The organism is Cupriavidus sp. UME77, assembly GCF_014170355.1.
GTDB lineage: Bacteria > Pseudomonadota > Gammaproteobacteria > Burkholderiales > Burkholderiaceae > Cupriavidus > Cupriavidus basilensis.
The window spans coordinates 59,569-81,708 of the sequence record NZ_LZZU01000054.1; the positions used below are offsets into that span (position 1 = coordinate 59,569).

Annotated in this window: 20 protein-coding genes; 2 read left to right on the forward strand and 18 right to left on the reverse strand. The window is 67.0% G+C overall.

The annotated features are described in order from the left end of the window. Positions 1-78: 78 nt before the first annotated feature. The 15 genes from A9975_RS21630 to A9975_RS21700 all read right to left on the reverse strand — a co-directional run bounded on the left by A9975_RS21630 (position 79) and on the right by A9975_RS21700 (position 14,180). Positions 79-2,451, reverse strand: a complete 2,373-nt coding sequence (locus A9975_RS21630) for an MMPL family transporter (protein ID WP_370565176.1) — start codon at positions 2,449-2,451, stop codon at positions 79-81. 10 nt (positions 2,452-2,461) lie between these two features. Next, entirely contained in the window at positions 2,462-3,094 is a 633-nt protein-coding gene (locus A9975_RS21635) for an outer membrane lipoprotein carrier protein LolA (RefSeq protein ID WP_183034588.1), read from the reverse strand. After that, positions 3,091-3,540 carry a thioesterase family protein gene (locus A9975_RS21640; protein ID WP_183034589.1) on the reverse strand — a complete coding sequence of 150 codons (450 nt, stop codon included), beginning with the start codon at positions 3,538-3,540 and terminating at the stop codon, positions 3,091-3,093. The genes A9975_RS21635 and A9975_RS21640 overlap by 4 nt, the downstream gene beginning before the upstream one ends. A gap of 31 nt (positions 3,541-3,571) precedes the next feature. Next, the gene (locus A9975_RS21645; RefSeq protein WP_183034590.1) at positions 3,572-4,588 is read right to left on the reverse strand and encodes an acyltransferase; all 1,017 of its coding nucleotides are present in this window, start codon (positions 4,586-4,588) and stop codon (positions 3,572-3,574) included. Next, a complete protein-coding gene (locus A9975_RS21650; RefSeq protein WP_183034591.1) occupies positions 4,585-5,328 on the reverse strand; it encodes a glycosyltransferase family 2 protein in 744 nt (247 codons plus the stop codon). The genes A9975_RS21645 and A9975_RS21650 overlap by 4 nt, the downstream gene beginning before the upstream one ends. Then, positions 5,321-7,033, reverse strand: a complete 1,713-nt coding sequence (locus tag A9975_RS21655) for an AMP-binding protein (RefSeq protein WP_183034592.1) — start codon at positions 7,031-7,033, stop codon at positions 5,321-5,323. Before A9975_RS21655 ends, A9975_RS21650 begins: the two co-directional genes overlap by 8 nt. After that, positions 7,026-7,574, reverse strand: a complete 549-nt coding sequence (locus A9975_RS21660) for a hypothetical protein (RefSeq protein ID WP_183034593.1) — start codon at positions 7,572-7,574, stop codon at positions 7,026-7,028. Before A9975_RS21660 ends, A9975_RS21655 begins: the two co-directional genes overlap by 8 nt. Positions 7,575-7,580: 6 nt before the next feature. After that, positions 7,581-7,838: an acyl carrier protein gene (locus tag A9975_RS21665; RefSeq protein WP_043355719.1), complete on the reverse strand. Its 258-nt coding sequence runs from the start codon at positions 7,836-7,838 to the stop codon at positions 7,581-7,583. An 87-nt stretch (positions 7,839-7,925) separates the two neighbouring features. Beyond that, a complete protein-coding gene (locus tag A9975_RS21670) occupies positions 7,926-8,198 on the reverse strand; it encodes a phosphopantetheine-binding protein (protein ID WP_150986626.1) in 273 nt (90 codons plus the stop codon). Beyond that, positions 8,185-8,961: a 1-acyl-sn-glycerol-3-phosphate acyltransferase gene (locus A9975_RS21675; protein ID WP_183034594.1), complete on the reverse strand. Its 777-nt coding sequence runs from the start codon at positions 8,959-8,961 to the stop codon at positions 8,185-8,187. The genes A9975_RS21670 and A9975_RS21675 overlap by 14 nt, the downstream gene beginning before the upstream one ends. After that, complete coding sequence (locus A9975_RS21680) at positions 8,954-9,679, reverse strand: beta-ketoacyl synthase chain length factor (RefSeq protein WP_183034595.1); 726 nt, start codon at positions 9,677-9,679, stop codon at positions 8,954-8,956. The genes A9975_RS21675 and A9975_RS21680 overlap by 8 nt, the downstream gene beginning before the upstream one ends. A gap of 624 nt (positions 9,680-10,303) precedes the next feature. Then, complete coding sequence (gene fahA, locus A9975_RS21685; protein WP_183034596.1) at positions 10,304-11,566, reverse strand: fumarylacetoacetase; 1,263 nt, start codon at positions 11,564-11,566, stop codon at positions 10,304-10,306. 105 nt (positions 11,567-11,671) lie between these two features. Next, a complete protein-coding gene (gene hmgA / locus A9975_RS21690) occupies positions 11,672-13,021 on the reverse strand; it encodes a homogentisate 1,2-dioxygenase (RefSeq protein ID WP_255503356.1) in 1,350 nt (449 codons plus the stop codon). 16 nt (positions 13,022-13,037) lie between these two features. After that, on the reverse strand, positions 13,038-13,259 hold the full coding sequence (locus A9975_RS21695) for a DUF2783 domain-containing protein (RefSeq protein WP_150986630.1): 222 nt from the start codon (positions 13,257-13,259) through the stop codon (positions 13,038-13,040). Between the two features lie 528 nt (positions 13,260-13,787). Continuing rightward, a complete protein-coding gene (locus A9975_RS21700) occupies positions 13,788-14,180 on the reverse strand; it encodes a helix-turn-helix domain-containing protein (RefSeq protein WP_183034597.1) in 393 nt (130 codons plus the stop codon). 343 nt (positions 14,181-14,523) lie between these two features. Between A9975_RS21700 and A9975_RS21705 the strand changes: the two genes are divergently transcribed. Both A9975_RS21705 and A9975_RS21710 read left to right on the forward strand, forming a co-directional pair. After that, complete coding sequence (locus tag A9975_RS21705; RefSeq protein ID WP_241754738.1) at positions 14,524-15,054, forward strand: TetR/AcrR family transcriptional regulator; 531 nt, start codon at positions 14,524-14,526, stop codon at positions 15,052-15,054. A gap of 187 nt (positions 15,055-15,241) precedes the next feature. Then, positions 15,242-16,213, forward strand: coding sequence for an alpha/beta fold hydrolase (locus tag A9975_RS21710; RefSeq protein WP_183034598.1), 972 nt, complete (start codon positions 15,242-15,244; stop codon positions 16,211-16,213). 167 nt (positions 16,214-16,380) lie between these two features. On the opposite strand, the gene A9975_RS21715 is transcribed toward A9975_RS21710, so the two are convergent. The 3 genes from A9975_RS21715 to A9975_RS21725 form a co-directional block, all read right to left on the reverse strand. Then, entirely contained in the window at positions 16,381-17,397 is a 1,017-nt protein-coding gene (locus A9975_RS21715) for a zinc-binding alcohol dehydrogenase family protein (RefSeq protein WP_183034599.1), read from the reverse strand. Positions 17,398-17,527: 130 nt separating this feature from the next. Next, positions 17,528-20,368 (reverse strand): formate dehydrogenase subunit alpha, encoded by a 2,841-nt coding sequence (gene fdhF, locus A9975_RS21720; protein WP_183034600.1) that lies wholly within the window; start codon positions 20,366-20,368, stop codon positions 17,528-17,530. A gap of 14 nt (positions 20,369-20,382) precedes the next feature. After that, positions 20,383-22,092: an NADH-ubiquinone oxidoreductase-F iron-sulfur binding region domain-containing protein gene (locus A9975_RS21725; protein ID WP_183034601.1), complete on the reverse strand. Its 1,710-nt coding sequence runs from the start codon at positions 22,090-22,092 to the stop codon at positions 20,383-20,385. Positions 22,093-22,140: the final 48 nt, after the last annotated feature.

Here is a 22,140-nt window from a genome sequence, read left to right on the forward strand (position 1 = left end):
TTGACTCGTTGATCTTGTTGGTTTTATTTGTCTTGCTGTTTGTCTTGCTATTTTTTTTGCTGCTACTTCAACATGAAACTAGTGCGCATGCCCATGCGGCGCGTGCGGCCGGAACCATGGCGACAGCACCCATACCGCCCCCACGCCGGACAGCATGGTCATGCCGAAGGCATGCAGCGCCGGTGTGGACGACAGCGCCAGCAGGCCAAAGGCCAGCAGCGTGCTGGCCGCGCCAAGCACGATCGCTGTCCATGACTCGCCATCGCCGGGATGCTCCAGCAGGAAGATGCCGTAGTCCACGCCCACGCCAAGCAGCAACGCCAGCGCAAGCACTGAGAACAGCTGCAGCGGCACATGCAGCCAGCCCAGCAGCGCCACGCTGAATACCGCCGCCAGCAAGGTCGGCACCAGCGCCCGCCACGAGGCCTTGCCATAGCGCCATGCCAGCAACAGCGCCACGCCCAGCGCCCCGGCACCCAGCAACCAGGTCATCAGCACGCGGTAATGCTTGAGCAGCGAGGACAGGTCGGCCACCCGGTCCACCCACTCGACGCCCGGCACCTTGGCCGCCGCCGCCTCGATCAACGCAATGGTGGCGGGCTTGTCCAGCCCGCGCAGCAGCATGACGCTGGCGTAGCCCTGGCCCTCGCGATCCAGCCAGAGGTGGCGCAACGTCTCGGAAACCGGGTTCGCCAGCCACGCCGGCAACGTCAGCACACGGTCCGGCGCGGCGGCATTGGGCGCGCCCACGGGGCCGCCCACCGCGCGCGCCACGCGCTCGCGCACGGCGGCCTCCAGGCCGTCCGTCAGCGTGGCATCGGCATGCTGGCGCGACGCCGATGGCACCCAATCGGAGATGGCCAGGAAGCCCTCCAGCTCGCCGCGCGCCACCACGCCCGCCAGCGCCGCCTTGACCGCTTCCTCGCGCGCCAGCACCTGGTCAGGCGAGTCGCCGCGCACCAGCAGGAACTGGGCGGGGCTAGGCGTGCCCAGCAAGCGCCCGGCGGTGCGCTGCGCCTCGATCAGCGCCGGCGGCGAGCTTTGCAGCTGGCGCACGTCATCCGCCACCTTGACCTGCCATAGCCCCGGCACGATGAACAAGGCCAGGGCGCCCAGCAGCAGCATCGAAGCGCGATCCATGCCCACACGCGGCCAGCGGGCCAGGCTGGCGCTCAGCCAACTCGACAGGCGCGTCTGGCGCAGCTGGCCGCGGTCGAGCAGCGGGAACCAGAACACCACGGTCAGGAAAGCCGCCACCAATCCCACGGCTGAGAACAGCGCCATTTGCCGCAGCCCCGGGAACGGCGCGATGCCCAGCGCCAGGTAGGCCACCACGCTGGTCGACAGCGCCAGCGCCATGCCCGGCAGCAGCCTGCGCATCACCTGCGGCGGCGACAGGCCAGGGCTGGCCTGCCGCGACACGAAATAGTGAATGCCGAAGTCCTCGGCCACGCCCACCAGGCTGGCCCCGAACACCAGCGTGATCAGGTGGACGCGGTCAAACACCAGCGCGGTGGCCGACACCGCGGCAGCCGTGCCGATCAGCAGCGACAGCCCCACCAAGATAATGGGGCGCAGCGAACGGAAGGCCAGCCAGACCAGCAGCAAGACCGCCGCCAGCGAGCCCCAGCCGATCACATTCATCTCCAGGTTGGCCTGGGATGCGGCGGCTTCCGCGTGCAAGGGAATGCCGGCAGCCACCACGTGCACGCCGTCGTCGCCCTGCGCGGCGGCGCGCTCGCCCAGCTGCAGCACGTCGCCGTAGTCCGTATTGCCGCTCACCGAGAACGCAGGCTTGGTGATGCGATACGTCAGCAGCACCCACTCCTTGCCCTCGGCGCTGAGCGCGGCGCGGCCATCACGCTCATGCACGCGCGTGATGGCCGCACGCGACAGCCACCAGTCCTGCCAGAGCCCGATCGGGTCGGCCGCCCAGTCCGTCAGGCGCGGGCCCGTGGAAAGCTGGTAGAGCCGGGTCAGCGCCTGTTGGGACAGTACATCGGGATCCGCCTGGCGCAGCATGGCGCGCTGGCTATCGGTCAGCAAGCGGTCGCGGTAAGGCCGGTAGAAGGCCAGCGCCGCGTCGAGGTCGAAACTGGCAATGCGGTCCACTGGCTGCAGCAAGCTTGCCTGCGGTTTCGCGGCCGCGCTGAAGCGATCGGCCGCGGCGCGGGCGCGAGCCCAGTCGGGCGCGCCGACCAGCACCACGATCTCGCGCGAGACGCCATCGGCCAGCCGGCGCAGCACGCGGTCGGCGGTGGCGGTGCGCTGGCTGGTGGGCAACAAGGCCATCACATCGGTGTCGAGCCGCGAGGCGCGCCAGAACTGCAACTGGTGCACCGTCAGCGCGATCACCAGCAGCAGCCATGCCACGGCCAGCACCCGCTCCAGGGTGCTGAGCCCGTGCGCGGGCTTGCCGGTGGCCAGGGCGGCCTTAGCGGACTTAGCCACCTTTGCCGCCTTACTCAAAGCGCTTCTCCTCATCGGCGCCAAGCTTGGCGGCCGCGCTCGGGTCGATCAGCTTGACGGTGGTGCTGTCGCCGCTGCCTTCTTCCAGGCGCACGGTGCGCACAAAGCGGTCCCCGGCCAGCTCGATGCGGGTGAATACGCGCCGCATGCCGGCATCGGTCGGCGTCAGCGTCAGGGTCCAGCCGCTCTTGCCAAGCAGTTGGCCGGCCACCTCGAAACGTGTGGACAACGCGCGCAGGTCGCCGCGCAGCACGGCAATCACCGATTCGCCCACGACCCGCATGGCGGGCTGGGCGTCTGCCTGCAACTGTTGCTGCACGCGGCCATCGGCACCGCGCATGACCAGCCGGTCCGGCGTGACCAGCAGGCTGGACGCAAACGGCTCACGCGTGCTCCACACCACGCCGCGCTCGCGCGCGAGCACAAAGTCGCCGCGTGAAACCAGCGGATTGGCAAAGCCGGACAGGCGGCGAGTCTGCTCGAAGCGTCCGTGGATGACCGGGGCATCGGACAAGCGCGCAGCCACCGAGGCCAGCAAATCCGGCGCGGCCGCGGCCGCGGCGGCGAGGCCCGGGCCAGCCAGCACGGCGCAGCACAGCGCCAGCAACATGCGGCGGCGCATCATGCCTGGCGCTCCGGCTGCGCCCCGTCTTGCACGCCAAGGCACGCCAGCAGGACCGGCGGGCAGACGTACTGCATCTCGCCATTGGCCATGTCCACCGCCACCTGGATGGTGTAGCCCTTGGTCAGGCGCCGGCCGCTGGCGGCATCGCGGACCACATACTCGATCTTGAGCCGGTTCTCCCACTCGACGATGGTGGCGCGCACGATGAACGGCTGGCCGTAGGTAAGCGGCCCGACATACTTGACGCGCATGTCCACCACCGGCCACGCATAGCCCGAGTCCCGCATGGCTGGGTAGTCGTAGTGGTAGCGCGCCAGCAGCGCGCAGCGTGCCTGCTCGAAATAGCGCACGTAGTTGCCGTGCCAGACCACGTTCATCGGGTCGAGGTCGTGGAAGGCCGCGCTGAGCGTGATCTCAAAGCTGAAGTCCTGGGAGGCTTGGGGCATAAGGTTGGGTATCGCGATATCCGGATTCAGGTTAGCTCTCGATGGGCGCGGCGCTGGCGCGCGCTGCGTCCGGCACGGCGCCGCCCTGCCCCCAGAAATCGTAGAAGTTGAACCAGTCGTAAGGCGACTCCACCAGCAGTTGCGACAGCCATTGCGCATAGCCGGCCGCATGCTCGGTCAGGATCGCGTCGCGCCGCGCGCGCGGCAAGCGCACTTCACGGGCCAGCTCGGTAAAGCGCAGCAGATGGCCGTCGCCCGAACGCACGCAGCCCATGGCGAACAGCGGGCATTCCAGCAGCGCTGCCAGCACGTAAGGCCCCACGGGAAAACGCGCGGGCGCGCCCAGGAACGGCACCGTCACGGCGCGGCCGCCATGCACCGGGACACGGTCGCCGGCAATGGCCACGAACTCGCCCGCGCGGACCTTCTCGGCCAGCTGCAAGGCGGTGGCCGGCGAAATATCGTCGACCTGGAACAGCTGCAGCCCGGAGCGGGGGTCCAGCCGCGACAGGATGCGGTTGAACTGCGCCGCATGCGCGGTATGCACCAGCACCGTCAGGCGCAGGCCAGCGCGCTGGTTGGCCAGCACCCGGCACAGCTCCAGGCAGCCCATGTGGGCGGTCACGATGATGCCGCCCTGCCCGCTGGCGATCTGCGCCAGCATCACCTCGGCGCCTTCGCGCCGCACCGCGCCGTAGCGGTAGCCGCCGCCGATGGCCAGCAGCTTGTCGAGCAACGTGTCGGCAAACGAGAACAGGTGGCGCAGGCTGTGGCGCAGCCCCGGCATCATGCCCGCCGGGCCGACCGCGCCCGTGGCGGCCTGGATGCGGCGCAGATAGTCGAGCGACGCATGGCGCGCCAGCGGCTTGGCAAGCCAGTAGTAGGTCACCACCGGGTACAGCACCGCGCGGAACAGCACGCGGCCGCACAGGCGATACAGCCAGTACAGGCTCCACACGCCCCATACGCAAGTGGATTCGCGGATCTGGCTCCAGTGACGCGCCATGCGCCCGGGTTGCGCCGCCTGGGTGGCTTGGGGCGTGCTCATGCCGGCAGCACCTTGCGCCACAGCAGTACCGGCAAGCGCTTGAGCATGCCGAAGAAGAGCCGCGTATGCATGGAAGAGATCAGCACGTTGTCACGCCAGACCTGGAAATGGGACACGCCGTCGGTGGGATACGTCACGCGCGTGGGTACATTGACGATGCGCACGCCGCGCCAGACCAGGTGCACCAGCACCTCGGTATCGAACTGCATGCGCCGGCCCAGCTTGACCTGGCGCACCAGCGGGAGCACGTGCGCGAGAGGATAGACGCGCAGGCCGCACATCGAATCGCGCACGGCGAACGACAATGTGTTGATCCAGACCCAGACGTGGGTCAGGTAGCGTGCCAGCAGCCGCACGCGCGGCACCGACTCGTCGTAGACCGGGCAGCCGCAGATCATGGCGTGCGGGCTGGCTTGCGCCAGGGCCAGGAACTGGGGGATGCAGCCGGCATCATGCTGCCCGTCGGCATCGATCTGCAGCGCATGGGTAAATCCCATGCGCGCAGCCTCCTCGAAGCCCGCCATGATGGCCCCGCCCTTGCCCTGGTTCTGCGGCAGGCGGATCAGGTGGACCCGGTCGGCATGGCTTGCGGCAAGCTCGCGCAGCACATGCTCGCAGGCCGGGCTGCTGCCGTCGTCCACCAACAGGCACGGCAACGGGTGCGCGAGAATGGCTTGCACCATCGCGCCGATGGCACGTTCGTGGTCGTAGACCGGGACGAGCGCCACGGGCTTAAACATCCGCCTCTCCAAAAATGATGCGCCCGCTGGCGTGCGGGCCGCGCGCCGAGCTCAGGCGAAAAGCCAGCGCGCTGCGCTCGGGCTGCCAGGCCAGCGTCATGTGCACCAGGGTGCCGGGCGTGATCACGGCCTGGAACTTAAGTATCTCGATCCGCCGAAAGCGCGCGCGCGGTGGCACAGGCAGGCGCTCCGGCGCCAGCGCCATCACCCAGTCGACCTGGGCCACGCCCGGCACGATGGGGCTGCCCGGGAAATGCCCGTCGAACACGGCCAGGTCCTCGCTGACCTCCAGCTCGGCGGCGGCGGACAGCGCGTCCTCCGCGGCCTGCCAGCGCACGGCCGGCAGCACGCGGCGGAAGACGTCGCGCAGCATGGCTTGCGTGGTCTTGCCCTGCGCGTTGCAGGGCAGCGCCTCGGCAAAGCTCCAGCGCCGCGGCAACGCCACCGCGTCCACGGCATCCGCAAGGCGGGCGCGCAGCGCGGCAAGCAGCGCCGCGCGGCCCCGCCCGGCCAGCATGGCCGCGCCGCTTTCGCTGGGCACCACCACGGCGCCAAGGCGCGTGCCGACATCCAGCTCCAGCAGCACCACGCGCGCCTCCCGCACCAGCGGCGACGCGGTCAGCGCCTGCTCGACCTGGGTCAGCGATACGCGCTTTTCCTCGATCTTGACGATGTGGTCGGCCCGGCCCGCCAGGGTGAAGCCACCATCCGCGGCGGGCAGCACATGGTCCGCGCACAGGAACCAGCCGTCATCCGGAAGGTGCGCGGAGCACACCGCCAGGAAGCCGTCCTGCAAGCGCCATTGCACACCGGGCAGCGGCGTCCAGCGGTCTTCATGGCGGGCACGCTGCCGCCAGGCGATGCCGCCGGTTTCCGAGCTGCCGAACACTTCGATGGGGGCTTGCCCCAGATGGCGCAGCGCGTCGGTGGCGGCCTCCGGCGGCAAAGGCCCGCCCGACGAAAACACGGCGCGCAGCACGCCGCGGGCGGCAGACCAGTCGAGCGCCTGCGGCATGCGCCGCAGGTGCGCCGGGCTGGTGACCAGCAGCGCGGGCGCATCGCCACACGCGCGCACGATTTCCTCATGGAAGGCGAGTCGGTCCGCCGGCATGGCGCGCGCCGCGGCAAGCGGCCACAGCACGCAAAACAGCAGGCCGTAGATATGCTGGTGCGACACCGTTGCCAGCACCCTCACCTGCGCCGGCAGCGCCGCGCCGAACGCTTCTTGCAGCGCCTGCACTTCCGCGTCGAGCTGCGACAGGTGCTTGACGATGGCGCCGGGCGCGCCGGTGGAGCCCGAGGTAAACATCGTCACCAGCGTGTCGCGTGGGGCCAGCGCAGGCCAGTCCATGCTGCCATCGGCCGGCTCGATCCATGCTTGCGGCCAGAGGCCATCGGGCAACTCGCCGGCGCAGCCGTCGGCGCGCTCGCGCAATGCCGCCAGCGTTTCGGCGCGCGTGTCGCCGGGCAGCACCACGTGCTTGCCCGCGTGCCAGGCGCCCAGCAGCGCCGCCGCGAACTCGGTGGTCGATTCGATGTAGAGCGCCCAGGACTTCCCTGGCGCGGCGGCAAACGCTTGCCGCCAGGCGGCCACGCGCCGCACGAACTCCGGTGCGGTGGTCGCGCCGGCCGCGCCATGCGCGACCACGTGCGAGCGCTGAGCCAGCGCCGCCATCAACCCGCTTACGCCCAGCCACTCAGCCATGCCGCCCCCTTGCCATCACACGCTGGCGCACCAGCCATTCGCCGGCGAACATGGCGCCGATCAAGCCGTAGGCAATGCCGCCGTTGTAAAGCGCCCAGATGCGGTCGCTGGCCAGCACGGCGGTCAGCGCGGCCACCGTGCCGTTGCACACGAAGAACACGCACCAGGCTTGCGTCACGCGGCGCGTGTACGCCACGCCCGAGGGCGGCAGGTCCGGCTCGCGCAGCCGCGCCAGCCGCTCCACCAGGCTGGGCGGGTGCCGCAGGCTCCAGCCAAACAAGCCCAGCATCGCGACATTGACCAGCACGGGGTATAGCTTGAGGGGCAGCGCATGGTTGGACGCGGCCACGATCGCGGCCAGCACGGCGGCGGCCACGGCAAGCAGGCGCCAGCCGGCCTGGCGGCTGGTCAGCGCGCGCAGCAGCGCCAATGCCACCAGCGCCAGCGCCATCACGCGCGGCGACCAATGCTGCAGGCCGAAGTAGATCGCCACCGGATAGCACAGCGTCAACACGCCGAGCAGCAATTTGCGCACGGGCATGCGCGCTCAGGCCGTGGCGGGAGAGTCGATCAGCAAGGCCAGCGCCTGCACCACGTCCTGCACGGTGCGCACGGCCTTGAACTGCTCCGGCTTGATCGGCTTGTTCAGCATCGGCTTGAGCTTCACCAGCAGGTCGACCGCGTCGATGCTGTCGATGTCCAGGTCGTCGTAGAGACGGGCTTCGGGACGAATGCGGGCCGGGTCGATCTCGAAGGTTTCCTCGAGCACCGCGGCCACCCGCGCAAAGATTTCGTCATGGGTCATGATGGGCTTCCCCCTGTTCGGCTATGACCGGCCGTGGTTGCCGGCCTGGCAAGTGGTATGTGGATCCTTGGTGTGTCGCGGGCGGGTTCAGGCAGAAGCCTGGCCGGCGCGCTGAGATGCGACGAACGTGGCCAGCGCTGTCACGCTGGCAAAGCGCGCACGCATGTCTTCCTTGTCGCCGTTCATCGTCACGCCGTAGCGCTTTTGCAGCGCCAGCCCGAGTTCGAGCGCATCGATCGAATCCAGGCCCAGCCCTTCGATGAACAGCGGTGCGTCGGCGTCGATATCGTCCACGCCGATATCCTCCAGCGACAACGATGAAATGATCAGTTCCTTGATTTCTTGCTCAAGCGCCTTCACGGCGAACCTCCCTGGAAAAAAACTCGGATAGCGATTGGGTCAGTTGCCGTACCGCCAGCGCGTCGTCCAGTTCGGACGGCACCATCTGGGCGACACTGACATCCTCTCGCACGTCAATGATGTAGCGAGGCCTGCGGGCCGGCACGCGGTACCACTTCTCACCCTTGGTGAGCGTGGGCGGCTCGCACCGGATCACCACAGGCGTCAGCGCAAAGCCGCCGCGCACAGCGACATTGGCCGCACCCCGTTGCAGGCGCAGCGGGCCATGCAACGGCGTGCGCGTGCCCTCGGGAAAGATGACGAGATTATTGCCCGCGCGCAGCGAGGCAATGCAGTCATCCACCATGCCTGCGCCGGAGTCATTGCAGACGTAGCCGGTGGCGCGCACCGGGCCACGGGTAAACGGGTTGTGGGCCAGGCCGGAGCGCACCACGCAATCGGCCTGGCGCGTCAGCGCGATCAGAAAGACGACATCGATCAGCGACGGATGGTTGGCCACGATCAGCAAGCCCTGGCGGCGCAGCCGCTCAGGATGCAGCACCTCGTAGCGGATCACCCCGACCGAGCGCATCAGCCACAGGAAAAGCCGGAACGCGTAATGCACCACGTTCTTGCAAACCCGCTGCCGGCGCGCCGAAGACCACAGCAAGACTGTAAGCAACGGGAACACCATCACCCGCAGCACAAGGCCGCCAACGCCGAAGCTGGAGAAGCACAGCCCGGTCGCGCAGACGCGCCAGGCCCGGTCCAGACGCTCAACCATGCCGCTGCCACCTCCAGCCCGCACGCTCCCCGGCGTGGCGCAACTCGGTGTCGCCGGACAGCATGAAGCGCAGCACCTCCAGCCCATGCGGCAGCGGCACGCCGGCGCCCGGCAGGGCCTCCCCCACCACTTCAAGACTGAACACCGGTTGCCCCGCCTGCGGCATGCCGACCCGCCATGCCCACCCGAACAGGCACTCCGGCTCGTCCGCGAAGACGGCATAGGCCTCGGGCAGCGGCGCCTCGTAGTGCACCAGCAAGACTTCCGGGGCGCCGTCGGCCAGCAGGCCGCACGCCTCCACTACCGCCGCCTCCACCGTATCGCGGCCCGCGGCCAGGGCTTGCAGGTTGCCCGGATCGCCCCGATCGATCGAATACAGCGCGCCGATGGCGTTGTGCACGGACAGGCCGAAGGCCGTGGGCGACAAGGGCTCGCCGTCCGCAAGGTCGCCGAGCATTTGCAGCGGGCGCAGGGTGTCGCCGTGGCGCGATGCAAAGATGACCGGAATGCCGTCCACGCCCGGCTGGCAGGCATAAGCGGGATGCAAGGCCGCGCGGCCCAGCGCGGTGATCCTGCGGCGCAGCATCGGGGCCATGGCGGCCAGCGTGGGCAATGCGTCGCCTTCGGGCAGCCAGGGCGCGCGGCTCCAGGCCTGCCAGGCTTGCTGCGTTTCTAGTTGTGCTGCACATGCCGCCCATGCGCGAATACCAAATTCCATTGCCGTGCCGTTCGCGTAGGGTGGATGAAAAGGCGGGTCGCTGCCGGCCCGCGGGTAATGCACACCGGCGCCAGCAGACACGCAGGCGTTTCGCACACATCACGAATCACACCCGTTGCCGAATTTTGTGGGCAGATACCGCCTGTTTGCCCAGGTTTGCCGCTTGATTGCTACTTGAATACTATTCTTGCCTTGACTCCGGAGCCGCTGCCGTGGCCGACATGGCTGCCTGCCGGCAAATGACATTGCCCTCGGCGAGTCGGTATCAAATCGGTGTTAAATAGGCGTTAACGACCGAAAACCCGCAAAACTGACCCCAGGCGACCCATCGGCGTCAGCCGCGGGACAATCAAAACATCATTTCTGGCAGGAATGCCGAATTTTGACTCGCCCTTTTTGTCAGGGCCGAATTCTCGCACAAAGGCGCGGCAACAGGGGATGCAAGAAGGTTAAGAAGGTTGTCAATTGTAACGGCGCACGCGGGCCGGCCATGCGGTGGCATAGCCATGCCTGTCAAGGCCAGGAGGGAAACGGGGGAATGAGAGCGGGAGGGAGTGTGAGCGGGTTATCCCCCGCCCGGCGTAGCGCGGCGGGGGGCCCGTGGCAAAACGAGCGTGATGCGGCTTACAGCGCTGGCAGGATCTTTCCTGCCACCTCGCCAAAGCCGACGCGATAGCCGTCGCCCTGGCACCAGCCGGCCATGACCACTTCGTCGCCATCTTCCAGGAAACCGCGCTTGCTGCCGTCCGCCAGCGTCAAGGGCTCGGCACCGTTACGGGTCAGCTCCAGCAGGCTGCCGTAGGAATCCGGCGTGGTGCCGCTGATGGTGCCGGAGCCCATCAGGTCGCCCACACGGACATTGCAGCCGGACACGGTATGGTGCGCCAGTTGCTGGACCATGGTCCAGTACATGGCCTTGAAGTTGGTGCGGCAGACGGTGGTGGCCTGCGCGGCGCCTTCAGGGCGCAGCGAGACTTCCAGCGCGATGTCATAGGCGTTGCGCTCGGGCTGCTGCAGATACGCCAGCGGCTCGGGCGATTGCACCGGATTGTCGCGGCGGAACGGCTCGAGCGCGTCCATGGTGACCACCCATGGGGAGATCGAGGTGCCGAAGCCCTTGCTGTTGAACGGGCCCAGCGGCACGTACTCCCACTGCTGGATATCGCGCGCGCTCCAGTCGTTGAGGATCACCATGCCGAACATGTGCCCGGCGGCCGCAGCGGTGCTGACCGGCTCGCCCAGGGTCGACGGCTTGCCGACGATGAAGGCCATTTCCAGTTCGTAGTCGAGCTTCTGGCAAGCCGTAAAGACCGGGCGCGGCGCGTTCGGCGGCTTGATCTGCCCCTTTGGGCGGCGCAGTTCCGTGCCGCTCACCACCACCGAGCTGGCACGGCCGTTGTAGCCGATGGGAATCTCCAGCCAGTTGGGCAGCAGCGCATTGTCCGGATCGCGGAACATGCGGCCGACGTTGGTGGCGTGCTCGCGCGAGGAGTAGAAATCGGTGTAGCCGGGGATGTCCACCGGCAGGTGCAAGGTAGCCCAGGCCATCGGCACCAGGGCCTGCTCATGCAGGGCCGACTTGGGATGCAAGGTGGTGTCGTCCGCCGCCAGCATGGACGTCAGGCGCTGGCGGGTTTCAGTCCATGCCGGCTTGCCGAGCGCGATGAAGGCGTTGAGCGTGGCGCCGCCAAACACGCCCTTGACGGAGGCAGGCAGCAGGCCCGCCTCGTCCAGCACGGACAGGTCGAGAATGAAGTCGCCGATGGCGACGCCTACGCGCGGGCCCTGCCCGTTCGGGGAAAAGATGCCGTAGGGCAGGTTCTGCAGCGGGAAATGCGTGACGCCATCATTGGCGGATTCGATCCAACTCTGCTGGACAGTGGTCATCGGGGGCTCCGGAAGGCAATGACAAGGGTGCCGGCGACATGCGCCGCACGGACACCCCGGATTCATGATGGTTGGCCGGGGGAAGCCGGCCTTGGGACTTGAGGATCAGCGCTCGTTGGGGTTGAAATGCTTCTTCAGGCCTTGCCAGCACCTGTAGTAGTCGTCCTGCAACTGCGCCGATTCCGCTGCATACGGCGTCGGCCGGATCACGGCCGGCGTCTCGAACATGAACGCCATGGTATCGCCGATACGGTGCGGCTGCGAGGTATCCGCGGCTGTGGCCTTGGCGAAGGTCTCCGCATCCGGGCCGTGGCCGCTCATGCAATTGTGCAAGCTGGCGCCACCCGGCGAGAAGCCATCGGCCTTGGCATCGTAGACACCCTCGATCAGGCCCATGAACTCACTGGCGATGTTGCGGTGGAACCAGGGCGGGCGGAAGGTGTTCTGCATCGCCAGCCAGCGCGGGCCAAAGATGACGAAATCGATGCTGTCCACGCCCGGGGTGTCGGACGGGCTTTGCAGCACCAGGAAAATCGAGGGGTCCGGGTGATCGAAGCTGATCGAGCCGATGGTATTGAAGCGGCGCAGGTCGTACTTGTATGGCGCGTAATTGCCATGCCAGGCCACCACATCCAGCGGCGAGTGCCCGATCGCGGCGCGCCACAGGTTGCCCTGGAACTTCGCCACCAGCTCGAAATCCCCCTCACGATCTTCGTACCATGCATGCGGCGTGAGGAAGTCGCGCGGATTGGCCAGGCCATTGGAGCCGATGACGCCCAGGTCGGGCAGGCGGAACAAGGCGCCGTAGTTTTCGCAGATATAGCCGCGCGCCTCGCCATCCGGCAGCTCCACGCGAAAACGCACGCCGCGCGGGATCACCACGATCTCCTGCGGCTCGACGTCCAGCAGGCCCATCTCGGTCGCCAGGCGCAGCCTGCCCTGCTGCGGCACGATCAGCATCTCGCCGTCGGCGTTGTAGAAGAAGCGATCCGTCATCGACCGGTTGGCCAGGTACAGATGGATCCCGCAACCCGACATGGCCTCCGGGCCGCCGTTGCCGGCCATGGTGATGATGCCGTCGACAATGTCGGTGGGCTCCACAGGCATCGCCGGCGGGCTCCAGCGCATCTGGTTGGGCGATGGCGGCACCGCATCGAAATGGCTGACGATACGCGACTGCTCGACCCGCGTGAACGGCTCATGCATCGCCGCCGGACGGATGCGATAGCACCAGCTGCGCCGGTTGTGCGCGCGCGGCGCGGTAAACGCCGTACCGGAAATCTGCTCGGCATACAGGCCATATGGCGCGCGCTGGGGCGAGTTCTGCCCCACCGGCAGCGCACCGGGCAATGCCTCGGTGGCGAACTCGTTGGCAAAACCGGATTGGTAGCCGGGCGTGCCGTGGTCGGGCGCCTGCCCTGTCACGTTCACAACGTTCAATTGCGTCTGCGTCATGTCTTGGGTCTTCCTCTTACGCTTGCGATTTCGCTTTCGATGAATCGAGCACGCCCGCGCGGGCAAGCTCCATGGCTTCCTGCAGGACAGCAAGATCGCCGATGTGGTTGGCCAGCAGCAGGATCAGTTGCGCGTTGGCGGCCTGGCTCTGCGCGTCGGTGAGATCGCGATGCATGTCGATCAGCGCCTCGTAGAAGTCGTCCGGACGGGCAAGGTTGGGGTCGGTACTCAGCGGCATTGGCTTGTCTCCCTACGCCTCAGGCCATTGCCGCGGCGGGCATAGTGGCCGAGTAATCACACTGGTGGTGTCTTTCGAATTTTGAATCGTGAATTTCACAATCCGTAATCGATTTACCATATCGTAATCTCAGGTCCCGGACGTGTCAAACCGGTATCGGCCCTTATTTCGCTGCGGATGGCGAAAACCGGTGGACACTACGTCTGTAGGTTAGGCGCGAAGGACGGGATGGGACAAAGACGCGACGCCAGGCGGCGCACAAACGCAGGCAGCCCGAGCAATGTCAGGCGGAGAAAAGAATCAGGAAGCGCAGGGAGAAAGCGACAGGCTCGACAGGCAAACGCACGACCCGGCCTCGGCGCGGGGCCAAGGCCGTCAAAGACAGGCGGATGCCGCCAGGCGCGGCGTCCGGCCATCCATCTAAAGCGGGCAAAACCCCAACAGCAGGCACGTGGGGACGTGCCCGCTGCTGGCATGACAAGCGCACGCCAGTCCGGCCGCAGACCCGGCCGGAACCAGCGCGAGTGCTCAGGCTGGCTTGTGACCTTCGCCCGGGCTCGACGCGAAGCCTGTGCTGACCGGGGTGGCCGGCGCAGTGCTTGCGGCGGTAGGCGTTGCGGCAGGCGCCTGCCCGGCCATGGAAGCGGCCGTGACGCCGCCATTGCGGCTGGCAATAAACGCGTTGACGTCGGCTGCAAGATGCTGAGGTGCCAGCACCACTTCCAGGCCAAGCGCCTCGCAAGCCGCTAGGAAAGTCGACATGCGGGGGTCGGCCTGACCCGATTCTGCCCGCAAGTAAGCTTCCCGGGAGATCCCGGCCTTACGGGCGACGTCTTCCTGCTTGAGCTTTCGCGCTCGGCGCAACGCCCGCAGTTGCCGGAACGGTTCGCTAGCGCCTCTAGGCACGGCTGTACTGTTCATGTCGGTCTCCAGTCACCAGTGAAAAAAAAGTGCGCGGACGTGCATTCGAGTATAGAGCACGCAAAGCGTTCCGTATGTAATCAGGGCAACACTTTGTGCAGATTTCTTGTTGGCACCCTGCGCAGGCTAATCCTAGCCTGTCAATAGGTCCGATAAAGCACAATTATCTGCCTCCGTGGTGACATAACGGGCGGCAGTGAAATAGGTTGACGAGGACGCACAAGCGCAAGATTGACAATACGACCGGTCGTGCTATTCTTTCAAGATGCAGAAAGGACAACTTACCCGCGCAGCCATCATCGAGCAGGCCCTGGACACAGCCGCCCAGGTCGGGTTCGAGCAGTTGTCGCTCGCCACATTGGCCGCCGACACCAGCATGTCCAAGAGCGGGCTTTACGCGCATTTCAAGTCCAAAGAAGCCTTGCAGCAGGCAGTTTTGGCGCTCGCCCTGGAGCGCTTTTCGGACATCGTCATCAGGCCGGCCATGCGCCTGCCTCGCGGCACGCGCCGGGTGCAAGCCCTCTTCGAAGGGTACATGCTCTGGCTCGGTGGATCCGTCAATAAAGGCCGCTGCCTGTTCATGGCGCTAGGCCAGGAATACCGCGACCGGCCCGGTGCCGTCAGGGATCAGGTGGTGCAATCGCTGAAAGACTGGCATAGCCTCATTGCCAGGGCCGTGACCGACGCGATCGAGGAAGGCGATCTGTCTCCGGCACAAGACGCGCGGCAGTTCGCCTTCGAGATGGTCGGCATCGGCATGTCCTTTCAACAGTCTTACAAGCTGCTGGGTCGTGAAGACACCGAGACCATGGCCCGCCGGGCGTTCGAGGCGCTGCTCCGCCGCGCCGAGCTTGCGCAACCCGTGCGCAAGTAGCCAAGGGCGCGGAGGCACCTGCGCGAGACGCCTTTCGCGAGACAGATCGGGATGAATTTCGAGACGGCAGGATGTCGTCTTTTTTTGAAATAAAAAATAGCACGACTGGTCGGTCTTTCAGAGGGGTATCACCCCGCTCCAATGACCCGACCCGGAATGCCAGAAGATTTCGCTGGAGGTGACCGCCGTGACGCAAGCGATTTACTCATCCACCAAGAACCGCCAGGCAGCGCCGAGAACCAGGGCGCCAATACGCTTGGGGCGCCTTGGCTGGCAATTGGCCGAGCTGCTTTATCCAGCCGGCGTAGCGCGCGCGCTCGAACACGCGTGGTTCCGTCCGCCCCATGGCAACGGCCCGGATAGCGCTGGCCGCGAGCTGCTTGACCGTGCACGCGCGGACTGGGCGCTCGTGACCGGCCAGGGAGCGAGCCGGCGTGTGCGCGTCTATCGATGGGGCAGCACCGGGCCGACCGTCTTGCTGGCCCACGGCTGGGGTGGCCATGCCGCACAGTGGCAGCCGCTGGTTGCCCCGCTGCTGGCGGCTGGCATGCGCGTGGTCGCCTTTGACGCGCTATCGCACGGCGGCTCCGACGCGGGCGCGCGTGGCGCGAGCCAGACTTCTGTTGTGGAAATGTCACATTCGCTGTTGGCCACGGCGTGGCACGCCGGCCCGATCCACGCGGTGATTGCGCATTCGCTCGGCAGCGCCGCCTTGGCGCTGGCCGTGCGCGAAGGCTTGCATCTGCAGGCTGCCGTGATGATCGGCCCGCCGGCCGACATGCACACTGCCGCCGCGGCATTGGCCTGGCAGCTCGGCATTGGCCCCGGCGTACTGGCCCGTATGCAGCGCAACAGCGAGCGCTGGCTGGGCATGCCGTGGTCTGCCTTCAACGTCCCGGCCATCGGGCGCGCCCGCCCGGTGCCGCCCACGCTGGTGATCCACGACCGGCAAGACAAGGAAGTAGGCTGGGAAAGCGGCGCGGCCATTGCCGGTGCATGGCCTGGCGCGCAGTTGATGGCCACGGACGGACTGGGCCATCGCCGTGTCCTGCACGACGCGCAGGTCATCGCGCGGGCGGTATCGTTTATCCACGGCGCCGCGAACGCGCCCGGGCTTACCGAGGCAACTCGCAGGATGCCGGCCCAGGCCGATGCCTGAGTGACTCCGAGACCCTGCTTGCGGCAGCGATTCCGTGGCATGCCACGGAATCGCCGTTGGCGGTTTGGGTCAGGTCTTGGCGGTTAATTGCCGATTAAGCAAAAAAGGAAGGCCGGCTGGCACCTCGCCCGCCGGCCGCCTCCTTGGAGACGCGTCCGAACCCTGCGTCAGAACCCCTCCAGCACCAGCTTGCCGATGGTCCGCCCGCTCTCCAGCATGGCATGAGCGCGTCGCAGGTTGGTCGCGTCGATCCGCCCGAGGTTCTCGCCCAGCGTGGTCCGCAGCCGTCCGGCATCGACCAGCCGTGCCACCTCGTTGAGCAAGAGATACTGCTCGATCATGTCCGGCGTGCCAAACATCGAGCGGGTGAACATGAACTCCCACACGAAGGTGGCGCTCTTGCTCTTCAGGTCGCCCACGGCCAGCGGGCCGCTGTTCTCCACGATCGAGCAGATCTTGCCTTGCGGCGCAATCGCGGTCGCCATGGCAGCAAAGTGGCGGTCCGTATCGTTAAAACACAGGATGTAGTCGACCTCGGCAAACCCGAGCTGGCGCAACTGGGCCGGCATGTCGCCACGGTGATCGATGGTGTGGTCAGCGCCCAGCTCGCGGCACCAGGCGGCCGACTCCGGCCGCGATGCGGTGGCGATGACCGTCAGCCCCGCCAGCGTCTTGGCCAGCTGGATGCCGATGGAGCCCACGCCCCCTGCCCCGCCGATGACCAGCGCCGAGCGCCCGGCATGCTCGCCCTGCGGCGAGACGCCCAGGCGATCGAACAGGGCTTCCCACGCCGTAATGGCGGTCAGCGGCAACGCGGCAGCCTGGGCAAAATCGAGCGATGCAGGCTTATGGCCGACGATGCGCTCATCCACCAGGTGAAACTCGCTATTGGCGCCAGGCCGGGTAATGCTGCCAGCGTAGAAGACCGGGTCGCCCACCTTGAACAGGGTGACATCCGGGCCCACCGCGGCCACTGTGCCCGCCGCATCCCATCCGAGCACGCGCGTGGCGGGCTCGATCTTGTCCTTGGGCGCACGCACCTTGGCATCTACGGGATTGACCGAGATCGCCGCCACCTTGACCAGCAGGTCGCGTCCTTCCGGCACGGGGGTGGCGATGTCCACATCGACCAGGGATTGCGGGTCGTCGATCGGCAGGTAACGGGTCAGGCCAACGGCTTTCATTGCGGGTTCCATCAAGTCAATCAAGCAGGTTCTGCGGCACGGGATTGCGCCATGGCCATAGCGTAGCCCCATTGCCACGCATTGATTAGCCGGAAAATCCAACAATCAATTTCCCGATTTTCCGGAAAATCTAGCCATTTCCTTGCTTGCTGCCCGCCGCAAGGATCTGTCCGCCCCCAAAACTAGACTGCCGCGGCACCTCGCCACCCAGCGTGATGCGGATCGCGCAGTACTTGAACTCCGGGATCTTGCCAAAGGGGTCCAGCGCCGCGTTCGTCAGCTCGTTGATGGCGGCCTCGTAGTAGCAGAACGGCACGAACACCGCGCCGCGCGGCGTACCGTCGTCCACCCGGGCAAACAGCGATACCTGGCCCCGGCGCGATGCGAGCGTCACCACATCGCCCGGCTGGCCACCGATGGCGGCAAGATCGAGCGGATGCACCAGCGCCACCGGCTCCGGTTCGATGGCATCCAGCACGCCCGCGCGCCGGGTCATGCTGCCGGTATGCCAGTGCTCGAGCTGCCGGCCGGTGATAAGCACGACCGGGTACTCCTGATCGGGCCGCTCTGCCGCGGGAATGATGTCGGCAGGGACGAACCGGGCCCGGCCCGAAGCCGTCGGAAACGCGTCCGTAAAGATGACCGGCTCCCCCGGGTCGCCTTCAGCGCGGCAGGGATAGGTCACCGCATCCTCCCGCTGCAAGCGCTCCCAGGTAATGCCGCCGATGCTGGGCATGGCATGGCGCATCTCGTCGAACACGTCGGCCACGCTCGCGTAGGACCAGCCCAGCCCCAGCCTGGCGGCCATCTGCTGGATGATCCACAGGTCCTGCCGCGCTTGCCCGGGCGGATCGATCGCCTGGCGGCCAAGCTGCACCGTGCGGTCGGTGTTGGTAAAGGTGCCCGTCTTTTCAGGGAACGCCGAAGCCGGCAGCACCACATCGGCGAGGTAGGCGGTCTCCGTCAGGAAGATATCCTGCACCACCAGGTGGTCCAGCGCCGCCAGCGCCTCGCGCGCATGCCGGGCATCGGGATCCGACATAGCCGGGTTCTCGCCCATGATGTACATCCCGCGCACTTCGCCCCGCTCGATGGCCTGCATCACTTCGACCACGGTCAGCCCCGGCTGGCGATCCAGCGGCATGCCCCACAACGACTCGAAGCGCGCAATGGCCCCGGGATCGTCGACACGATGGTAGTCCGGATACATCATCGGGATCAGTCCGGCGTCGGAGGCACCCTGCACGTTGTTCTGGCCGCGCAGCGGGTGCAGCCCCGTGCCCGGCCGGCCGATCTGCCCCGTCATCAGCGCCAGGGCGATCAGGCAGCGGGCATTGTCTGTGCCGTGGATATGCTGGGAGATCCCCATGCCCCAGAGGATCATCGAGGCCTTGGAGCTGGCATACAGCCGCGCCACATAGCGGATGGTGTCTGCATCGATGCCGCAAACCGGCGCCATCAGCTCCGGGCTGTAGGCCGCCACATTGCGCTGCAGTTCCTCATAGCCGATGGTGCGGCTGGCGATGAAATCCTGATCGACCAGTCCTTCGGCCACGATCACATGCATCATGGCATTGAGCAGCGCCACATCGGTATCGGGCTCGAACTGCAGGAAGCGATGGGCGAAGCGCGCCAGGTCGCAGCGGCGCGGATCGGCCACGATCAGCTTGGTGCCATTTTTTACGGCGTTCTTGATCCAGGTTGCCGCCACGGGATGATTCACCGTTGGATTGGCGCCGATCACGATCACCACCTGCGCACGCGCCACATCCATCACCGGGTTGGAAACCGCGCCCGAGCCGATGCCTTCGAGCAGCGCCGCCACCGACGACGCGTGGCAAAGCCGCGTGCAATGGTCCACGTTATTGCTGCCGAAGCCGGTGCGCACGAGCTTTTGAAACAGGTAAGCCTCTTCATTGCTCCCCTTGGCGGACCCAAAGCCGGCCAGCGCGCGCTTGCCGTACGTGTCGCGGATGGCCGACAGGCTGGTGCCAGCTAGCGCAAGGGCTTCATCCCAGCTGGCTTCGCGGAACACATCCATCACGCGCGCGGGATCCATCACGAAATCGCCACGCTTGGCGGGGGCGCCTTCGCGCCGCACCAGCGGCACCGTCAGGCGGTGCGGATGCTGGGCGTAATCGAAGCCATAGCGGCCCTTCACGCACAGACGCATCTGGTTGGCCGGCCCAGGACGCCCTTCGACAAACAGGATGCGGTTGTCCTTGACGTTGTAGGTGAGCTGGCAGCCCACCCCGCAGTATGGGCAGACCGAATCCACCTGGCGATCCGGCTCCGGCAACGCGGCGTCGCGGGCCGGCATCAGCGCGCCGGTCGGGCAGGCCTGCACGCACTCCCCGCAGGCTACGCAGGTGGAGGCGCCCATCGGGTCGCCCATGTCGAACACGATCGCGGCCTGGTCGCCGCGAAAAGCCAGCCCGATCACATCGTTGACCTGCTCCTCGCGGCAAGCGCGTACGCAGCGGGTGCACTGGATGCAGGCATCGAGATTGACCGCGATGGCGGGATGGGACAAATCGGCTGGCACGGCGGCGCGCGGCGCAAAGCGCGGCTTGCCGACTTCCAGCCGGGCGGACCACTGGTCCAGCTCATTGTTGCGCGTGTAATGCGCCTCGGGCATATCGGACTGCAACAGCGCCAGCACCGTGCGCTGCGAGCGCAACGCGCGCTCGGAGGCGGTCTGCACCTCCATGCCCTGCGCAGGGTAGCGGCAGCACGACGGCGCCAGCACGCGCTCGCCCTTGATCTCCACCATGCAGGCGCGGCAGTTGCCGGCGGTGTCCAGGCCGTCCTTGTAGCACAGGTGCGGGATGTCGATCCCCTCGCGCTGCGCCACCTTGAGCAAGCTCTCTCCCGGCCCGGCGCGCACATCCCGGCCATTCAGGCGGAACGTCACCGTGGTACCCGAGGAGGCATCCACTTGCGCGCGCTCGGCGCGGGTCAGTGCATTCATCTCGCCCTCGCTTATCAGGCCAGTTCCTGGGGAAAGTACTTGATCACGCAATCCACCGGGTTGGGCGCTGCCTGCCCCAGCCCGCAGATCGACGCATCCCGCATCACCGCAGACAAGTCCGCCAACGCGGCCAGGTCCCATTTCGGCTGCGCGATCACATCCAGCGCCTTGGCCGTGCCCACACGGCATGGTGTGCACTGTCCGCAGGACTCATGCTTGAAGAAGTGCATCAGGTTGCGCGCCACGGCCACCGCGCTGTCCTGCTCGGAAAACACCACGATGGCGGCCGATCCGATAAAGCAACCGTGGGGCTGCAGCGTGTCGAAATCCAGCGGAATATCGCCCAGGGACGCCGGCAGGATGCCACCCGAGGCGCCGCCCGGCAGGTAGCCATAGAAGCGATGGCCGTCCTGCATGCCACCGCAGTATTCCTCGATCAGCTCACTTACGGTGATCCCCGCCGGCGCCACATGCACGCCGGGCAGCTTCACGCGCCCCGACACCGAGAACGAGCGCAGCCCGTGCCGGCCATGGCGTCCCTGCGCGGCGAACCAGCCCGCGCCTTTTTCAAGGATCTCGCGGACCCAGTAAAGGGTTTCGAAATTGTGCTCCAGCGTGGGCCGGCCGAACAAGCCGACCTGCGCCACATAGGGCGGACGCAGCCTGGGCATGCCGCGCTTGCCTTCGATCGATTCGATCATGGCGGACTCTTCGCCGCAGATATACGCGCCAGCGCCACGCCGCAACTGGATCTCCGGCATGTGCGGAATTGGCGGGTCGGCCTGCAGGCGGCGCAGCGCTTCGCCAAGCACGGCACGGCAGCCTGCGTATTCGTCGCGCAGGTAGATGTAGATGGCGCTGACCTGGGTCACCGCGGCGGCGATCAACATGCCTTCCAGGAAGCGATGCGGGTCGCGCTCCAGGTAGAAGCGATCCTTGAAGGTGCCGGGCTCGCCCTCATCCAGGTTGACCGCCATCAGGCGCGGGGCAGGCTCGGCCATCACGATCCGCCATTTGCGCCCGGTGGGAAAACCCGCGCCACCCAGCCCGCGCAAGCCAGAATCCTCCATCGTGCGCAGCAAGGAAACGGGATCGCGCTCACCCGAGGCCACCGCGCGCAGCAACTGATAGCCACCTTGCGCGCGATAGTCGTCATAGCCCAGATGGGCTTCGGGGGCGTGATGCACGGCGCGTGTGGCCACCGTGTCCGAAATGGCCTGCGCGCTCGCAAAATCCACCGGGTTCTGCCCGACCAGCGCTGCGGGCGCGCGCTCGCAGCGGCCGATGCAGGGCGCTGCCACCACCTTGACTTCGCTGCCCAGCAGGGCCGGCAGCCGGGCGAGCAGGTCGCGCGCCCCGCCCAGCTCGCAGGCGATGCCTTCGCACACGCGCACCGTCACCGCAGCCGGGGGCCGGATGGCGCCGTCCCCATCCTCGCGCACGACATCGAAATGATGATAGAAAGTGGCGACTTCATAGACCTCCACCATCGACAGCCCCATCTCCTGCGCCAGTGCCACCAGGTGCGGGATCGCCAGCTGGCCGTAGTGGTCGTTGATGGCATGCAGGTGCTCGATCAGGAGGTCGCGCCGCCGCGGCGCGTCGCCCAGGGCGGCCCGGACTTCGGCCAAGGCTGCCGGGGCAGGCTGCCTCCCCTTCGGCTGGCGGCGCTTGCGCGCTTTGCCGATATCCTGGACCGCGATGGGAATAACGACCTGGTTCATGGCAATCTCGAAAAGCTGTCTCTTGGGGGTGCCGGATGGCAACGGGGC

What these genes read in the sequence shown, in the direction of transcription:
- A9975_RS21640 (WP_183034589.1), bottom strand. Translation starts at nt 3,540, where the DNA reads ATGCCCCAAGCCTCCCAGGACTTCAGCTTTGAGATCACGCTCAGCGCG.
- A9975_RS21675 (WP_183034594.1), bottom strand. Translation starts at nt 8,961, where the DNA reads ATGGTTGAGCGTCTGGACCGGGCCTGGCGCGTCTGCGCGACCGGGCTG.
- A9975_RS21650 (WP_183034591.1), bottom strand. Translation starts at nt 5,328, where the DNA reads ATGTTTAAGCCCGTGGCGCTCGTCCCGGTCTACGACCACGAACGTGCC.
- A9975_RS21695 (WP_150986630.1), bottom strand. Translation starts at nt 13,259, where the DNA reads ATGCCGCTGAGTACCGACCCCAACCTTGCCCGTCCGGACGACTTCTAC.
- A9975_RS21655 (WP_183034592.1), bottom strand. Translation starts at nt 7,033, where the DNA reads ATGGCTGAGTGGCTGGGCGTAAGCGGGTTGATGGCGGCGCTGGCTCAG.
- A9975_RS21715 (WP_183034599.1), bottom strand. Translation starts at nt 17,397, where the DNA reads ATGAAAGCCGTTGGCCTGACCCGTTACCTGCCGATCGACGACCCGCAA.
- A9975_RS21725 (WP_183034601.1), bottom strand. Translation starts at nt 22,092, where the DNA reads ATGAACCAGGTCGTTATTCCCATCGCGGTCCAGGATATCGGCAAAGCG.
- hmgA (WP_255503356.1), bottom strand. Translation starts at nt 13,021, where the DNA reads ATGACGCAGACGCAATTGAACGTTGTGAACGTGACAGGGCAGGCGCCC.
- fahA (WP_183034596.1), bottom strand. Translation starts at nt 11,566, where the DNA reads ATGACCACTGTCCAGCAGAGTTGGATCGAATCCGCCAATGATGGCGTC.
- A9975_RS21635 (WP_183034588.1), bottom strand. Translation starts at nt 3,094, where the DNA reads ATGATGCGCCGCCGCATGTTGCTGGCGCTGTGCTGCGCCGTGCTGGCT.
- A9975_RS21680 (WP_183034595.1), bottom strand. Translation starts at nt 9,679, where the DNA reads ATGGAATTTGGTATTCGCGCATGGGCGGCATGTGCAGCACAACTAGAA.
- A9975_RS21700 (WP_183034597.1), bottom strand. Translation starts at nt 14,180, where the DNA reads ATGAACAGTACAGCCGTGCCTAGAGGCGCTAGCGAACCGTTCCGGCAA.
- A9975_RS21660 (WP_183034593.1), bottom strand. Translation starts at nt 7,574, where the DNA reads ATGCCCGTGCGCAAATTGCTGCTCGGCGTGTTGACGCTGTGCTATCCG.
- fdhF (WP_183034600.1), bottom strand. Translation starts at nt 20,368, where the DNA reads ATGAATGCACTGACCCGCGCCGAGCGCGCGCAAGTGGATGCCTCCTCG.
- A9975_RS21645 (WP_183034590.1), bottom strand. Translation starts at nt 4,588, where the DNA reads ATGAGCACGCCCCAAGCCACCCAGGCGGCGCAACCCGGGCGCATGGCG.
- A9975_RS21665 (WP_043355719.1), bottom strand. Translation starts at nt 7,838, where the DNA reads ATGACCCATGACGAAATCTTTGCGCGGGTGGCCGCGGTGCTCGAGGAA.